The 14,648-nt window shown below is 73.8% G+C and carries 12 protein-coding genes and 1 pseudogene; 9 read left to right on the top strand and 4 right to left on the bottom strand.

The window, feature by feature from the left end:
• The first annotated feature begins 145 nt into the window (after window positions 1-145).
• From ABZS77_RS09260 to ABZS77_RS09235, 6 genes and pseudogenes are all read left to right on the top strand, one after another.
• Window positions 146-1,804 (top strand): hypothetical protein, encoded by a 1,659-nt coding sequence (locus ABZS77_RS09260; RefSeq protein ID WP_354820461.1) that lies wholly within the window; start codon window positions 146-148, stop codon window positions 1,802-1,804.
• A 23-nt stretch (window positions 1,805-1,827) separates the two neighbouring features.
• Complete coding sequence (locus ABZS77_RS09255) at window positions 1,828-2,802, top strand: alpha/beta hydrolase (RefSeq protein ID WP_354819740.1); 975 nt, start codon at window positions 1,828-1,830, stop codon at window positions 2,800-2,802.
• Between the two features lie 5 nt (window positions 2,803-2,807).
• Window positions 2,808-3,668 carry a DUF3152 domain-containing protein gene (locus ABZS77_RS09250; RefSeq protein ID WP_354819737.1) on the top strand — a complete coding sequence of 287 codons (861 nt, stop codon included), beginning with the start codon at window positions 2,808-2,810 and terminating at the stop codon, window positions 3,666-3,668.
• A 141-nt stretch (window positions 3,669-3,809) separates the two neighbouring features.
• On the top strand, window positions 3,810-4,640 hold the full coding sequence (locus ABZS77_RS09245) for a DUF3152 domain-containing protein (RefSeq protein WP_354819734.1): 831 nt from the start codon (window positions 3,810-3,812) through the stop codon (window positions 4,638-4,640).
• 55 nt (window positions 4,641-4,695) lie between these two features.
• Window positions 4,696-5,944, top strand: a pseudogene (moeZ, locus tag ABZS77_RS09240) (adenylyltransferase/sulfurtransferase MoeZ).
• Between the two features lie 94 nt (window positions 5,945-6,038).
• Window positions 6,039-6,917 (top strand): prenyltransferase/squalene oxidase repeat-containing protein, encoded by an 879-nt coding sequence (locus ABZS77_RS09235; protein ID WP_354820458.1) that lies wholly within the window; start codon window positions 6,039-6,041, stop codon window positions 6,915-6,917.
• Between the two features lie 84 nt (window positions 6,918-7,001).
• Here ABZS77_RS09235 and ABZS77_RS09230 read toward each other — a convergent pair whose 3' ends face one another.
• Both ABZS77_RS09230 and proB read right to left on the bottom strand, forming a co-directional pair.
• The gene (locus ABZS77_RS09230) at window positions 7,002-8,243 is read right to left on the bottom strand and encodes a glutamate-5-semialdehyde dehydrogenase (protein ID WP_354819731.1); all 1,242 of its coding nucleotides are present in this window, start codon (window positions 8,241-8,243) and stop codon (window positions 7,002-7,004) included.
• Between the two features lie 64 nt (window positions 8,244-8,307).
• Window positions 8,308-9,417, bottom strand: a complete 1,110-nt coding sequence (gene proB / locus ABZS77_RS09225; protein WP_354819728.1) for a glutamate 5-kinase — start codon at window positions 9,415-9,417, stop codon at window positions 8,308-8,310.
• 61 nt (window positions 9,418-9,478) lie between these two features.
• Between proB and ABZS77_RS09220 the strand changes: the two genes are divergently transcribed.
• From ABZS77_RS09220 to ABZS77_RS09210, 3 genes are read left to right on the top strand one after another with little or no spacing between them, the layout of a single operon-like run.
• A complete protein-coding gene (locus ABZS77_RS09220; protein ID WP_354819725.1) occupies window positions 9,479-9,793 on the top strand; it encodes an MGMT family protein in 315 nt (104 codons plus the stop codon).
• A 32-nt stretch (window positions 9,794-9,825) separates the two neighbouring features.
• Entirely contained in the window at window positions 9,826-11,268 is a 1,443-nt protein-coding gene (locus tag ABZS77_RS09215) for an MFS transporter (RefSeq protein WP_354819722.1), read from the top strand.
• Entirely contained in the window at window positions 11,265-12,752 is a 1,488-nt protein-coding gene (locus ABZS77_RS09210) for an aminotransferase class V-fold PLP-dependent enzyme (RefSeq protein ID WP_354819719.1), read from the top strand. Before ABZS77_RS09215 ends, ABZS77_RS09210 begins: the two co-directional genes overlap by 4 nt.
• A gap of 55 nt (window positions 12,753-12,807) precedes the next feature.
• On the opposite strand, the gene ABZS77_RS09205 is transcribed toward ABZS77_RS09210, so the two are convergent.
• Both ABZS77_RS09205 and ABZS77_RS09200 read right to left on the bottom strand, forming a co-directional pair.
• A complete protein-coding gene (locus ABZS77_RS09205) occupies window positions 12,808-14,013 on the bottom strand; it encodes a hypothetical protein (RefSeq protein ID WP_354819716.1) in 1,206 nt (401 codons plus the stop codon).
• Window positions 14,006-14,500, bottom strand: a complete 495-nt coding sequence (locus ABZS77_RS09200; RefSeq protein ID WP_354820455.1) for a SigE family RNA polymerase sigma factor — start codon at window positions 14,498-14,500, stop codon at window positions 14,006-14,008. Before ABZS77_RS09200 ends, ABZS77_RS09205 begins: the two co-directional genes overlap by 8 nt.
• Between the last annotated feature and the right edge of the window lie 148 nt (window positions 14,501-14,648).

Below are 14,648 nucleotides of genomic sequence, written 5' to 3'. Positions count from 1 at the left end.
GACCAGTGGTGGGCCGTCGCGTCCGTCGTGGGCCGGTCGGCCCGATCCGGCTCCGACGCCCGCTGCTGAACGGCCGTCCTGGGCCCGACCGCCGTCGGCCGACCCCACACCCGCGACGCCTCCCGGCCCGGCGGCGACGCCGGCCGTGACGGCTCCCGCCGACGTGCCACCGCCGGCGGTCACGCCACCGCCGGCACCTGCCGGACCGCCGCTGACGGCGGAACGATCCTCCTGGGTCGGTGGGACGCCCACCTCCCCGTCCAGCAGTCCACCCCGAGCCGAGCGGCCCGACTGGTCCGAGGGGCGCATCCCCGCGTCCCCGGGTGAGCGCCCGTCCTGGCCGGCGAGCGCGCCCCGCGTCGACGAGTCGGGTGACCAGCCCGGCCCGCTCCGACCTGAGCCCCGGCCGGTCGCACCCTTCCGGCTGCGCCCGGCGACGCCCGAGCCACCGGAGCCACCCCGCCCCGCACCCCCGTCGACCGGTCCGACCGCGACCGACGCCGCACCGATGTCGACCGGCACGGTCCCACCCTCCGTTACGAGCGGAGGCGGACGCCGGGACCGGCCCTCACCCGCGTCCGCCCCTCCCTACGCGGCACGCCGATCCGCCCCCGACCCGGCGGTGCCGGCCGACCCGGCCGATCCCGGCCGTCGTGCGGAAACTACGGCGGCGGTGCTGCCGCAGCGCGTCCCCGCCGAACCGGACGTGCCCGTCGTGCCGGAGCCGCCAGCCGTGGAGCCCGCCGAGACCCCGGAACTCGCCCGTATCGCCACCCACCTGCGCCGCGACGACGAGCCCGCGCCCCTGCGGGAGCGCCCCGAGGGGTTCGACGTCAACGCCATCCTGGACGCCGTCCGGGAGGTGGCCGGCGTACGGGACGCGGCGCTGCGTCGTACGCCGGCGGGCGCGCACAGCCTGCGGCTGGACCTGGCCGACGGGGCCGACCCGGCCGAGGTGAGCAGGCAGGTCGCCCGGTTGCTCCAGGAGCGGATGGGCCTGGCCGCCGCCCCACAGAACCTGCCCGGCATGCCCACCACGCCACCCCCACCGGTACGCCGCCGCGGCGCCGAGCCGCGCAGCCCCGAGCCGCGTGCGGTCGAGCCGCGTGCCCCGGAGCCCAGGGACGCCGGTGTCGAGGCGCGGACGGGGGACGTACGCGCCGCCGAGCCCGCCGTGAGTGGGCGGATCGAGACTCCTCCGGCGGGAGACACGTCACGCCGGCGTCGGCAGGGTGCCCCGCACCGGGGTCGCGCCACGGTGGAGGAGCCCGGCTCGGTCTCGTCCGCGCCGGCCGGTGCGGCCACCGGCAGCCCGGCGACGGCCGGCACGTCGTACTCGGGTGGTCAGGTGACCACGACGGAGTCGGCGCCGTCCCGGCCGTTGGACACCGGCGGCGCGCCGGGGCCTCGCGTGGTGATCGACCACGTGCAGGTCAGCACGTTCGGGCTGGACGCCAACGTGGAGGTGCGGTTGCTGGCCGGCGGCGAGAACGCCTCCGGGTACGCGACCGGGCCGGCGGTGGACGGGTACGTGCTGCGGCTCTGCGCGGTCGCCGCGGCCGCCGCCGTGGACGAGTTGCTGCGCGGCGCGGAGAACGCCGAGCGGGGGCGCTGCTTCGTCGAGCACGCGGCGGTGGTGCCGTTCGGCAACTGCGAGGTGGCGACCGTGGTGGTGCTGCTGGTGTGCGAGGGCTGGGTGGAGCAGTTGGCCGGTTCGGCGCTGGTCGCCGGTGATCCGCGGCAGGCGGTGGTCCGGGCGACGCTGGCGGCGGTGAACCGTCGACTGGAGGCGCTGCTGTCCTGAGTGGTCCGGGGCAGACTGGAACGATGAAACGCGCCAACCTCTGGCCGGACGACCTTCTGCCCGAGCACGGGGTTCCGCCGCCGTGGCCGGGGCGGGAGGTCCGCCTCGGCAGTTCGGTCACCTACGTGCGGGACACTCCGGCCACCGCCGCCGGAGCGGAACCGGCGTTGTACGTGCACGGGCTGGGCGGCTCGTCGCAGAACTGGACCGACCTGGCGGGCCTGCTGTCCGACCGGCTCGACGGGCAGGCCATCGACCTGCCCGGGTTTGGCCGTAGCGAGCCGGGTCGCCGTTACACGATCCCCGCCTTCGCGGACCTGGTGGTGCGGTGGATCGAACACTCCGGTCGGGGGCCGGTGCATCTGTTCGGCAACTCGTTGGGTGGCGCGGTCTCGGTCCAGGTGGCCGCGCTCCGACCGGACCTGGTCCGAACGCTCACCCTGATCTCGCCGGCGCTGCCGTTCCTCGACTTCCGGCGCTCGTTGCAGGGGCGGATGCTGCCGGTGCTGGCCATCCCCGGGGGTGAACGGCTGGTCGCCCGGCACCTCACCCAGCTCGCGCCCGAGGTGATGGCCCAGCAGGTGCTGGAGGCGTGTGTGGCAGATCTCGACCGGATCTGCGACCAGCGTCGGGCCGAGGCGTTGGAGGAGATCCGGGTGCGGTACGAGGCGGAGCACTACGCCGCCGCGTACGTGCGGACGTTCCGTGGTCTGGTCTCCAGCTTCCTGCGGGCGTACCTGCCGGGGTCGGGGTCGCTGTGGCGGCTCGCCCGGGCGGTGCGGGCGCCGACGCTCGTGGTGGGCGGTCGGGCGGACCGGCTGGTCGATGTGCGGGTCGCGCCGCAGACCGCGCGGGTCATCCCGGACAGCCGTCTGCTGATGCTCGACGGCGTGGGTCATGTGGCGCAGTTGGAGGTGCCGAGGCTTGTCGCTCGGGCGGTGGTGGGTCTGCTCGCCGAAACGGAGGACGCGGCCGGGCGGTCCGATCTGGCAGGCTGAGTCGGATGCCCAGTTCCGCTCGCCGTCAGCGACGCTTCGCCCTGTTCGCGCAACTGGTGGCGGTGGTGCTGGCCGTCGGCGCGGCGGTGGCCGTGATCGGCGAGGGGCCGGGTGGCCGTCCGGAGGCCGACCGGCTGGCCGCGGACGAGATCAGCACCGTGCCGCCGCCGCTGGTGGCCGCGCCGCTGCCGCCGTCGGCGGACCCGTCGCCGTCGGTGTCGCCGCCGTCGGTGTCGACGTCGCCGAGCGCGCCTGCGGTGCTGCGGCTGCCGGGGGCGGTGCCGACCGCGGGTACGGGCCGGTTCGGTTACGACGACCGCTCCGGCCCGGTGCTGGGTCGTGCTGGTGAGCTGCGGCGCTACCGGGTGGCGGTGGAGTCGGGCAGTGCCGAGGACGTCGCCGCGTTCGGGCAGGCGGTCGAGGTGGCGCTGGCCGGGCCGGGCAGTTGGGTGGACAGCGGGCGGCTGCGGTTGCAGCAGGTGCCCGGCAACGCTCCGGGCGACTTCACCGTCTACCTGGCCACGGCCCGTACGGCGGGTCGGATGTGCGCCGCCGGTGGGGTGGACATCCGGATCGGGGGCCGCCCGTACACGTCCTGCCGGGCGCCCGGTCAGGTGATCATCAACCTGGACCGGTGGCGGCTGTCCGTGCCGCACTTCGTCTCGGCTGGCGTGCCGCTGTCGGTCTACCGGACGTACGTGGTCAACCACGAGGTGGGTCACCAGCTGGGGCACCGGCACGAGCGTTGTCCGGGGTCGGGTCGGCCGGCGCCGGTGATGATGCAGCAGACGCTGTTCCTCAACGGGTGCCGGGTCAATCCGTGGCCGTACCTCGGGGGACGCCGCTACGCCGGGCCCGCGCTCTGACAGCGCGCCGGGCCCGGCGCTCGGAAGGCGCGCGCGGCCGCTGCCCGGAAAACGCGCCGGTCGCTGCTCGGAAAGCGCCCCACTTGCGCCAATAGCGGTAAAAGCAGAGGAATGCCCGAATAATCTGGCAGGCTGGACGTCATGACGCCGTCGTCCCCTTACGGCCAGCCCCGGCCGCCCGATCCGTCGGGCCGGTCGGCGCACCCGCACGGGCGTCCCGCCCTCGTCCGGATGCGGCGGCGACGCCGTCGCAGCCTGCTGATCGGCGCGTTGGTGCTCGCCGCAGCCGCCGCCGGCGTGATCGTCCTGCGGGACGGCGAACCGGTGGCCGACGTGCCGCCCACCACCACGCAGGGCGGGATGGGGCTCGGTGGCGGGGGCGCCCACCCGGCGCCCAGCAGCTACCCGTCGGTCGGTGCGGGACGGTTCTCGGCCGCCGACGGCGGAACCACCGTGCACGGCGAGGACGGCCCGCTGCGCCGGTACCGGATCGCTGTCGAACGCGGCACCGGCCAGGACGTCGACGCCTTCGCGGCCAAGGTGGACGAGGTGCTGACCGACCCGCGCAGCTGGATCGGCTCCGGCGAGCTGCGGGTGCAACGGGTCGCCGACGCGGGGGCCGCCGACTTCACGATCTACCTGGCCACCCCGGTCACCTCGGAACGGATGTGCGCCGAGGGTGGGCTGAGCACCGAGCGCTACACGTCCTGCCGGCTGCCCGGCCAGGTCATCATCAACCTGGCCCGCTGGCAGGAGGCCGTGCCCGACTACGGCGCCCCGCTGGACACGTACCGCACATACGTCGTCAACCACGAGGTGGGCCACGAGTTCGGCGAGCAGCACGAGGCCTGCCCCGGCCCGGGTGAGCCGGCGCCGGTCATGCAGCAGCAGACGTACGGCCTCCAGGGCTGCGTCGCCAACGCCTGGCCGTACGTCGAGGGTCGTCGCTACGCGGGTGACATCGTCCCCTGATCGGCCGGCTGTCGGTTATTCCCGCTCCCGCATCGCGGACCACGTGTCCTCCCTCATGGCCGAGGGGGGCGCCGGCGAGCAACAATGGCGCGGTTCGCACCGCCGATCCCGGGGAGTCCACCGTGTCGTTGCCCCCGCTCGTCGAACCCGCCGCCGAGCTGACCGTTGACGAGATCCGCCGCTACTCACGCCACCTGATCATCCCGGACGTCGGGGTGGCCGGGCAGAAGCGGCTGAAGAACGCCCGGGTGCTCTGTGTCGGGGCCGGTGGCCTCGGCTCGCCCGCCCTGCTCTACCTCGCCGCGGCGGGCGTCGGAACGCTCGGCATCATCGACTTCGACACCGTCGACGAGTCGAACCTCCAGCGTCAGGTCATCCACGGTGTGTCCGACATCGGCAGGTCCAAGGCCGAGTCCGCCGCCGCGTCGATCCGCGAGATCAACCCGCTGGTCAACGTGGAGATCCACAACACCGCCCTGGACCGGGAGAACGTCCGCGAGATCTTCGCCCAGTACGACCTGATCGTCGACGGCACCGACAACTTCGCCACCCGCTACATGGTCAACGACGCGGCGGTGCTGCTCGGCAAGCCGTACGTCTGGGGTTCGATCTACCGCTTCGACGGCCAGGCGTCGGTGTTCTGGGCCGAGCACGGCCCCTGCTACCGCTGCCTCTACCCGGAGCCGCCGCCGCCCGGCATGGTCCCGTCCTGCGCCGAGGGCGGCGTGCTCGGTGTGCTCTGCGCGTCGATCGGCTCGATCCAGGTGAACGAGGCCATCAAACTGCTCACCGGCATCGGCGAGCCGCTGGTCGGCCGCCTGATGGTGTACGACGCCCTGGAGATGGAGTACCGCAAGATCAAGGTTCGGAAGGACCCGAACTGCGTTCTCTGCGGCGAGAACCCGAGCGTCACCGACCTCCTCGAGGACTACGAGGACTTCTGCGGCGCGGTCTCGGTGGAGGCCCAGGAGGCGGCGGTCGACTCGACCATCACCGCCCTGGAGCTGAAGGAGTGGCAGGACGCCGGCAAGGACATCTTCCTCGTCGACGTGCGGGAGCCGGCCGAGTACGAGATCGTCCGGATCCCCGGCGCCACCCTCATCCCCAAGGGCGACATCATCTCCGGTGACGCGCTCGCGCGGCTGCCGCAGGACCGGCAGATCGTGCTGCACTGCAAGTCCGGCGTCCGCTCTGCCGAGGCGCTCGCCGCGCTCAAGGCGGCCGGGTTCAAGGACGCCGTGCACGTGCAGGGCGGCGTGCTCTCCTGGATCAAGCAGATCGACCCGTCGCTGCCCGCGTACTGACCGGTTGTGCCGGGGTGGCGGTGACGCCGCCCCGGCCAATCGACGCACGTGACGACGGGCGGCCGCCCGGCCGGAGCGACGCAGCCATTCCCGGCTGGCCGATTCCCCGAGGCGGTATCGCGTCTGCGCAGGTAGCGTCTCCGCCGTGGTCGACTTGGATGCCGCGATCGGGTTCGTCGTGGCGCATGGGGACGCGGTGGAACGCGCCCGTCTCTCCTGGCTTCGCAACGGCACCCCGGTGCCGGCCGAGCTGTTGGACACGGCCGAGGTCGGCCAGTCGTCCGACGGCGGTTGGCCGGCGACCTGGGGCGGCGAGGTCGCCTCGATCGACGCCACCTGCTTCCGCCTCGCCGAGCTGGACGACCTGGGCGCGCTCGGCCGTCCCGCCGCCCGCCGCGCCCTGGACTGGCTGGCGTCGCGTCAGCAGGCCGACGGCGGCTGGGACGAGGACATCTCGCTTGCCGCCTCGGCGCCGGAGTGGGCCCGTCCGGGCGACCCCGAGGCCAAGCTCTTCGTCACCGCCAACGCGGGCTTCTGGCTCACCGTCGCCGGGCTGGACGCCCGTGCCTCAGGCCCGCTCGACCACCGGGTCGGCGGGGCGTACGCCGGTGTGGTCCAGGCGGCGGCCCACTCGATCGCCGGGCGGCTGCGCCCGGACGGCAGTTGGCCGTCGTTCCTGGCCGCCGGCTGGCTGAGCGCGGCGGTGCTGCACCGGCAGGACATGTTCCAGGAGTCGGCGCGGATCCAGGTGGTGCTGGCCGAGCGGATGGCGACGATGTCCCCCGGTGACGTGGCCTGGTTGGCGGCCACACTGCGCCGGGTCGGCATCGACGCACAGGACTGGATCATGGTGCGGGCGCTGCGCCGGCTGACCGAGACCCAGCGCAGCGACGGCGGCTGGGAGAGCGACGACGGCCACCAGTTCGACGTACACGCCACGCTGGCCGCAATCCGAGCCGCGCGCCCCGCCTGACCCCCGGTTGATCTTGCAGTTTCGGTCGCGGGTTTACGTTGAATGCCCTTTGTGTCGGCGCAACAATTGCAAGATCAACGAGGGCTAGCGGACGTGTCCGTTTCCGGTCACCACGTACTTGGTGCTGGTCAGCTCCGGGAGACCCATCGGGCCGCGGGCGTGCAGCTTCTGGGTGGAGATGCCGATCTCCGCGCCGAAGCCGAACTCGCCGCCGTCGGTGAAACGGGTCGAGGCGTTCACCATCACCGCCGCCGCGTCCACCCGGGCGACGAACTCGCGGGCCGCGCTCGCCGAGTCGGTGAGGATCGCCTCGGTGTGCCCGGTGCCGTAGCGCCGGATGTGCGCGACCGCCGCGTCGAGCGAGTCGACCACGGCGACGGAGATGTCCGCCGACAGGTACTCGGTGGCGAAGTCCTCGTCGGTGGCCGGGACCACCGCCGGGGAGTACGCGGCCACCTCGGGGGTGCCATGCACGGTCACCCCCGCCTCGGCGAACGCCGCCAGTGCGGCCGGCAGGAACGCGTCGGCGACGTCGGCGTGCACCAGCAGCGACTCGGCCGTGTTGCAGGTGGAGAGGCGCTGCGTCTTGGCGTTCAGCGTCACCGCGACGGCCTGTGCCACGTCGGCGGCGGCGTCCACGTACACGTGGCAGTTGCCCACCCCCGTCTCGATCACCGGCACGGTCGACTCCTCGACGACTGTGCGGATCAGCGACGCGCCGCCGCGCGGGATGAGCACGTCGACCAGCCCTCGGGCGCGCATCAGCTCCTTGACCGAGTCGCGGGAGCTGGCGTCGAGCAACTGCACCGCGTCGGCGGGCAGACCGGCCTCGCTGATCGCGTCCCGCAGGACCGCGACGAGCGCCGCGTTGGAGTGCGCGGCCGACGACGACCCGCGCAGCAGCGCCGCGTTGCCGGACTTCAGGCAGATCCCGGCGGCGTCCACCGTCACGTTCGGCCGCGCCTCGTAGATGATTCCGACCACCCCGAACGGCACCCGGATCTGGCGCAGCTCCAGGCCGTTGGGCAGGGTCGACCCGCGGACCACCTCGCCGACCGGGTCGGGCAGCGCGGCCATCTGGCGCAGCGCGTCGGCGATGCCTGCCACGCGGCCCGCGTCGAGAGCGAGCCGGTCCAGCACGGCCGCGCTCAGCCCGGCTTCGCGCCCGGCCGCCAGGTCCGTCCCGTTCGCCGCCAGGATCTCCGGGGTACGCGCCACCAGCGCGTCGGCCATCGCGACAAGCGCGGCGTCCTTCGCGGTACGGGTGGCTGTGGCCAGGTCGGCGGCGGCGTCTCGCGCCCGACGTGCCTGCTCGACGACGCTCATCGGTCACTCCTCGCGTTAGGAAGGGCACCTTGTACAACACCAGGCGTTAAGAAGGTGCCCTTGCTTACAGCAGTACGAGGTCGTCGCGGTGGACGACCTCCCGTTCGTACGCCGGGCCGAGCGCCGCGGCGAGTTCCGAGGTGGAACGGCCGAGCAGGCCGGGCAGCTCCACCGCGTCGTAGTTGACCAGACCTCGGGCGACCGACGCGCCCGCGGTGTCCACCAGGTCCACCGGGTCGCCAGCGGTGAACGTGCCGTCCACGGCGGTGATGCCGGCGGGCAGCAGCGACTTGCGCCGCCCGACGACGGCGGCCACCGCACCCGGGTCGAGGTGCAGCCGCCCTCGGGGCGAGGTGGCGTGGGCCAGCCAGAACAGCCGGGCTGTCGGGCGTTGCCGCTGCGGGTGGAACAACGTGCCGACCGGTTCACCGGCCAGCGCCGGCGCGGCCAGGTCGGCGGCGGTGAGCACCACCGGGATGCCGAAGCCGGTGGCGATCCGGGCGGCCTCGACCTTGGTCACCATGCCGCCGGTGCCGACGCCGGACCGGCCGGCCCCGCCGATGGTGATCCCGGCTAGGTCGGCGTCGTCGCGCACCTCGGTGATCCGGGTCGACTGCGGCTTGGCGGGGTCGCCGGTCCAGAGCGCGTCCACGTCGGAGAGGAGCACCAGCAGGTCGGCGTGCACCAGCGCGGCCACCAGGGCGGCCAGCCGGTCGTTGTCACCGAACCGGATCTCCTCGGTGGCCACGGTGTCGTTCTCGTTGACGATCGGCACCGCCCGCAGGTCGAGCAGTTTGCGCAGCGTCCGGTACGCGTTGCGGTAGTGCGCGCGCCGGGTCACGTCGTCGACGGTGAGCAGCACCTGCCCGACGGTGCGGCCGTGCCGGGCGAAGCTGGCCGCGTACCGGCCGATCAGGAGGCCCTGCCCGACGCTGGCGGCGGCCTGCTGGGTGGCCAGGTCGCGCGGACGCCGGGTCAGGCCGAGTGGGGCGAGGCCGGCGGCGATCGCGCCGGAGGACACCAGCACCACCTCGCGTCCCTCGGCGGTGAGTCGCCCAAGGGTGTCGACGAGCGCGTCGACCCGCCCGTCGGCGAGGCCGCCGGTGGCGGTGGTCAACGAGGAGGATCCGATCTTGACGACGACCCGCCGGGCCGTCGTGACTGCGTCGCGCACCCGCCCATTCTGCGTGGTCACGGCCGCGGCGCCCGGTCACGTTCCCATATGGTGGCCGATTGTGACACCTGACGAGTACGTCGAGGCGGTGCTCGACCTGGTCGAGCGGATCCCGGAGGGTCGGGTGATGTCCTACGGCGCGGTCGCCGACGCGTTGGCCGAACGGTCGGGCCGCACCTCCGCGCGACTGGTGGGCAGCATCATGGCCCGGCACGGCGGTTCGGTGCCCTGGTATCGGGTGGTCAACTCGGCTGGCCGGTTGCCGCCGGGGCACGAGCGGGAGGCGCGGGCCCGGCTGCGTGCCGAGGGGGTGCCGCTGCGCGGCGAGGGGGTGGACATCCGGGTGGCGGCGTGGTCACCGCAGGAGGGGATGTGACCTGCGGCATAACGTGAGTAACATTCGGCCCCATGAACCCGCCGCCGGGTGCCACCGGTACGCCGACCGCCGCCCCGCTGCCCCGTACGGTGCACGCCGGGTACGCGCTCGGATCCCTGGCCACCGGGGCTTTCGGCACCGTCCCCGGACTGCTGCTGCTGCCGTACCTGACCGACACGCTCGGCGTGGCCGCCGGGGTGGCCGCCCTGCTGGTGCTGCTGCCGAAGGCGTGGGACGTGCTGGTCAACCCGGTCGCCGGGCGGATCTCCGATCGCACCCGGTCCCGCTGGGGCGCCCGCCGGCCGTACCTGCTCGTCGCCGGTCTCGTGCTCGCCGCGCTGTTCGCGGGCATCTTCGCCGCGCCGTTCGGAAACGGGCCGGCCGCCGGGGCGTACGTGGCGTCGGCCTTCCTCGCCACCGCTACCGCGTTCGCCTTCTTCCAGGTGCCGTACGTGGCGATGCCGGCAGAGCTGACCGACGACTACACCGAACGCACCCGCCTGATGACCTGGCGGATCGCCGTGCTGGCCCTGGCGATCCTGGTCTCCGGCGCGGTGGCCCCGCTGGTGGTGACCGCCGGCGGCGACGGGGTGCCCGGGCACCGGTGGATGGGCCTGTTCGTGGCGGTACTCATCGCCGTCGGCGCCGTCGGCGCGTTCCTCGGTACCCGGTCCGCGCCGATCGGCACGGTGGGTGGCAGCGAGCCGACCCTGCGCGCCCAGCTCGCCGTGGCCGCCGCGAACCGGCCGTTCCGGGCGCTGCTGGTCTGCTTCGTGGTGCAGTCCGCCGGGGTGGCGACCATCCTGGCCGGCGTCAACTACTTCGCCGGGCAGATCCTGCATGACGAGCGCAGTGGCCCCACCCTGCTCTTCGCCTGCTTTGTCGGGCCGGCACTGCTGGTGATGCCGGTGTGGAGCCGCGTCGGCGCCCGGCTGGGTAAGCGGACCGGTCTGGTCGCCGCCGCCGTGATCCTCGGCGTCGGGGCGCTCGTGCTGGTCGCCGCACCGGTGCTGCCCCCGGTCGCGGTGTACCTGGTGGTCGCGGTGCTCGGCGTCGGGTATGCCGGTCAGCAGGTCTTCGCGCTGGCGATGCTGCCGGACTGCATCGCGTACGACACGGCGCGTACCGGCCGACGGCAGGCGGGCGTCTTCACCGGCCTGTGGACCGCCGGGGAGACGTTCGGTCTGGCTCTCGGCCCCGGCATCTACGGGCTGGTGCTCCAGCTCTCCGGCTACGTGTCGTCGGACACCGGCACGGCGGCGACCCAGTCGGACACGGCGAGGCTCGGCGTCCTGCTCGGCTTCACCGTCCTGCCCGCACTGCTGATCGCTCCACCCCTGCTGCTCCTGCGCCACTACAACCTGACTCCCGCGGTCCTGGCCGCTGCCATGCGTGGTGACGGTCGCGTCGATCATGGAGTTGTGGCGGGAGCGAAAGCCACGAGAAATGACAAGAAAGGCACCATGACTCCATGATCGACGAGAGCAGGGTTGCGGGCGGACCACTGTTGCCTGAGGGGGTGGCGGGGGACGTCGTGCTTGCCGAGATCCGCTCCCTGCGGGACGGGGACCGGCCCACGCACGGTGGTCAGCTCTTCGCGTACGTCTACGACCCGGCGGTGCCCGGCCTCGACGAGCTGGCCGCCGCCGCGCACCGGGAGAGCGCGCACGTCAACGGGCTCGACCCGACCGCCTTCCCGTCCCTGCTGGCGATGGAGAACGCGCTGGTCGGCGCCGCCGGCCGGGTGCTCGGCGGCGGGCCGGGAACGACCGCGCCGGACGTGGTCGGCAGCGTCACCAGCGGCGGCACCGAGTCGCTGATCCTCGCCGTCAAGACGGCCCGGGACGCCCACCCGGAGATCGCCGCACCCAGGATCGTGGTGCCGTCGACCGCGCACGCCGCGTTCGCGAAGGCGGCGCACTACCTGCGGGTGGCCCTGGACGTGGTGCCGGTGTCACCGGACACGCTTCGTCCTGACCCGGCCGCGATGGCCGCCGCGATCGGGCCGGAGACGGTGCTGGTGGCCTGCTCCGCGCCGTCGTACGCGCACGGGGTCGTGGACCCGGTCGCGGAGATCGCGGCGGCTGCGGCCGAGGCCGGGGTGCGCTGCCACGTGGACGCCTGCTTCGGCGGCTGGACCCTGCCGTACCTGCGCCGCCTCGGTGAGCTGGTGCCGGCGTTCGACTTCGCGGTTCCCGGCGTCACCTCGATCTCGGTGGATCTGCACAAGTACGCGTACGCGCCGAAGGGGGTGTCGGTGCTGCTGCACCGCGACTCTGCGCTGCGCGCCCCGCAGTACTTCGCGTACGCGGACTGGCCCGGCTACACGATGATCAACCCGGTGATCGCGTCCACCCGCTCGGGCGGGCCGATCGCTGCCGCGTACGCCACCCTGCGGCACCTCGGCGACGACGGCTACCTGCGGCTGGCCACCGCCACCCGGGACGCGGTGGCCGGCCTGGCCGACGCGGTACGCGCCGTCGACGGGCTGCGGCTGATGGCCGAGCCGGAGTCGACTGTCGTCTGCCTCACCGCCACCGAGGGTGGGCCCGACCTGTTCGTCCTGGTCGACGAGCTGACCGCGCGCGGCTGGCACACCCAGCCCCAGCTGTCGTACGCCGGTCTGCCGGCCAGCGTGCACCTCACGGTGACCGCCTCGGTCGCGCCCCGGGTCGCCGAATTCGCACCGGACCTGGCCGACGCGGTGGCCGCCGCCCGGGCGGCCGGCCCGGTGGCCCTCCCGCCCGAGCTGATGGCGCTGGTGGCGTCGCTGACCCCGGACGCCCTCACACCCGAACTGGTCGCCGGGCTCGCCGGCGGGCTCGGGCTCGGCGGCGGGACCGCGCCGACGCCGGACCGGATGGCGGTGGTGAACACGCTGCTCGACGCCGCACCGCCGGCGCTGCGGGAACGGCTGCTCGTCGAGTTCGTCGGCCTGCTGCAACGTCCCACCTGGTGACGCGCGTGCCGGCCGCGTCGCACGTCCGAGTGGTGTGCGACGCGGCCGGCGGGCGTCACCGGTAGACCATCCCGACCTGGTTGTCGGCCTCCTGGCGGTCCAGCAGGAAGTTGAAGTCGCCGTCCATCGGCCGGGCCACCACGTCGGCGTTCCCGGTACCCACCGGAGCCCCCTTGGCGGCCCGGAAACTCAAGGTCAACGTCACCTCCGCGCCGGCCGGGATCCGACCCAGTCCACAGGTCACCGGTTCGCTGGTGTCCTGCGGCTCGTTGGTGCAGGGTGCCCACCCGTCGACGTCCGGGCGTACGGCCGGCGGCACGTTCAGGCGCAGCTCCACACGCGCGACCGGGCCGGTGCCCTTGTTGCGGATCCGTACCGTTGTCGTGCCCGTCCGTGAGCCGTCGTCCGCCGTGCTCAGGACCAGCGGGGTGGCCGTGACCGCGAGGTCCGCCGAGTGCGGGTTGGGACCGAAGCTGGTCGGCCCGGAGACCTGGGCGAAGGCCCCGCCCTTCCAGCGGTAGCCCCGCCACTGCCGCTGGGACCACTCGCCGGGCCAGCCGCCACCGGGTGCGATGTCGCCGACCTGCACCCGTACCGTGCCGTCGTCGACGACGTCGAGCGCGAACAGCCACTGCGGCTTGTCGATGGTGGTCGCCACCACGCGGCCGAGGGTGACCGCCTTTCCCTCTTCGTCCCGGTCGAAGGCGACCACCTGCATCGGCCCCCCGGAGCCGAGCACGCACTGCACGAGTGCCACGGTCTCCGCCGCCCCGTCCCCGTCCACGTCGCCGTGGTCGAGGGCGACCAGCCAGTTGAGGCCCTCGCGGTCGTCGCCGCTGATCCGGACGGCCGACGTCGGGCAGCCCGGGCCGGCCCGCCAGGCGGGCAGGGTGACCTTCGTGCCGAGCAGTTGCGCCCGGCTGAACCGCCCGTTGGGCGCGGTGGAGGCGGGGCCGCCACTCGACGCGGACGCGCTGGGAGTCGGGGTCGTCGGGCCACCCGGCGTCGGCGACACCGACACGCTCGGCGTCGGGTCGACCGGCCCCGGCCGGTGCTCCGGCCCGTTCATCGCCGCGTACCCGACGGCGGAGCCGCCGAACAGCGCGAGCACGGCCGTGGTGGTGACCGCCAGTCGGCGACGGCCGCGTCCGCGCACCGTCCGCCGGACGGCGGCGGGCCCGGGCACCTCGACCTCTTCCAGCAGGGTACGGCGGTAGCGGGCGAATTCTTCGGCGAGGCCGAGGGTCTCCTGCTCAGACATCTCGCACCTCCTCGGTGGTGTCGCGCAGGTGCGTGGCGAGCGCCGTCCGGCCCCGGTGCAACCAGGACTTGACGGTTCCCTCGGCGACGCGTTCCTGGGCGGCGATCTCGGCGACCGACAGGTCGGCGAGGTAGTGCAGGACGACGGCCCGCCGCTGCTTCGGCGGCAACTTCGCCAGCGCCGTGTCGAGGGCGACCCGGTCGGGGCTCGGTCCCGCGACGTGGGTCTCCCGCTGCCGCAGCAGCCACGCCTGCGCGGTCCGCAGCCGCCGCCAGCGGTTGTGGCCGAGGTTCCAGGCGACCCGGCGTACCCAGGCGAGCGGGTCGTCGTACCGGGCCAGCCGGTCCCAGCGGGCGTACGCCCGGCAGAACGCCTCCTGGACCAGGTCCTGTGCCTGCCCACGGTCACCGGTGTACGCGGTGAGCTGGACGACGAGCCCACGGAAGTGGGCGTGGTAGAAGTCGTCGAAGACCAGGTCGGCCGTCATGGGGGCGGAGCCGCCCGACGGGTCGGGGGGCCGTCCGCCCACCCGTACTTCTCTCGTCACAAGCACTCGTCCTCCCCGTGGTGGCCGCGGACAGCGTTTCCCGCCGGCACCCGTCACACAGCCGGACCCTCCGGGCGGTTGCGCGCCT

The sequence above is a fragment of the Micromonospora sp. NPDC005298 genome (assembly GCF_040607375.1).
Classification (GTDB): Bacteria; Actinomycetota; Actinomycetes; order Mycobacteriales; family Micromonosporaceae; genus Micromonospora.
Note: the sequence above shows the minus strand (reverse complement) of the source record. Positions and strands in the feature narration are given on the sequence as shown.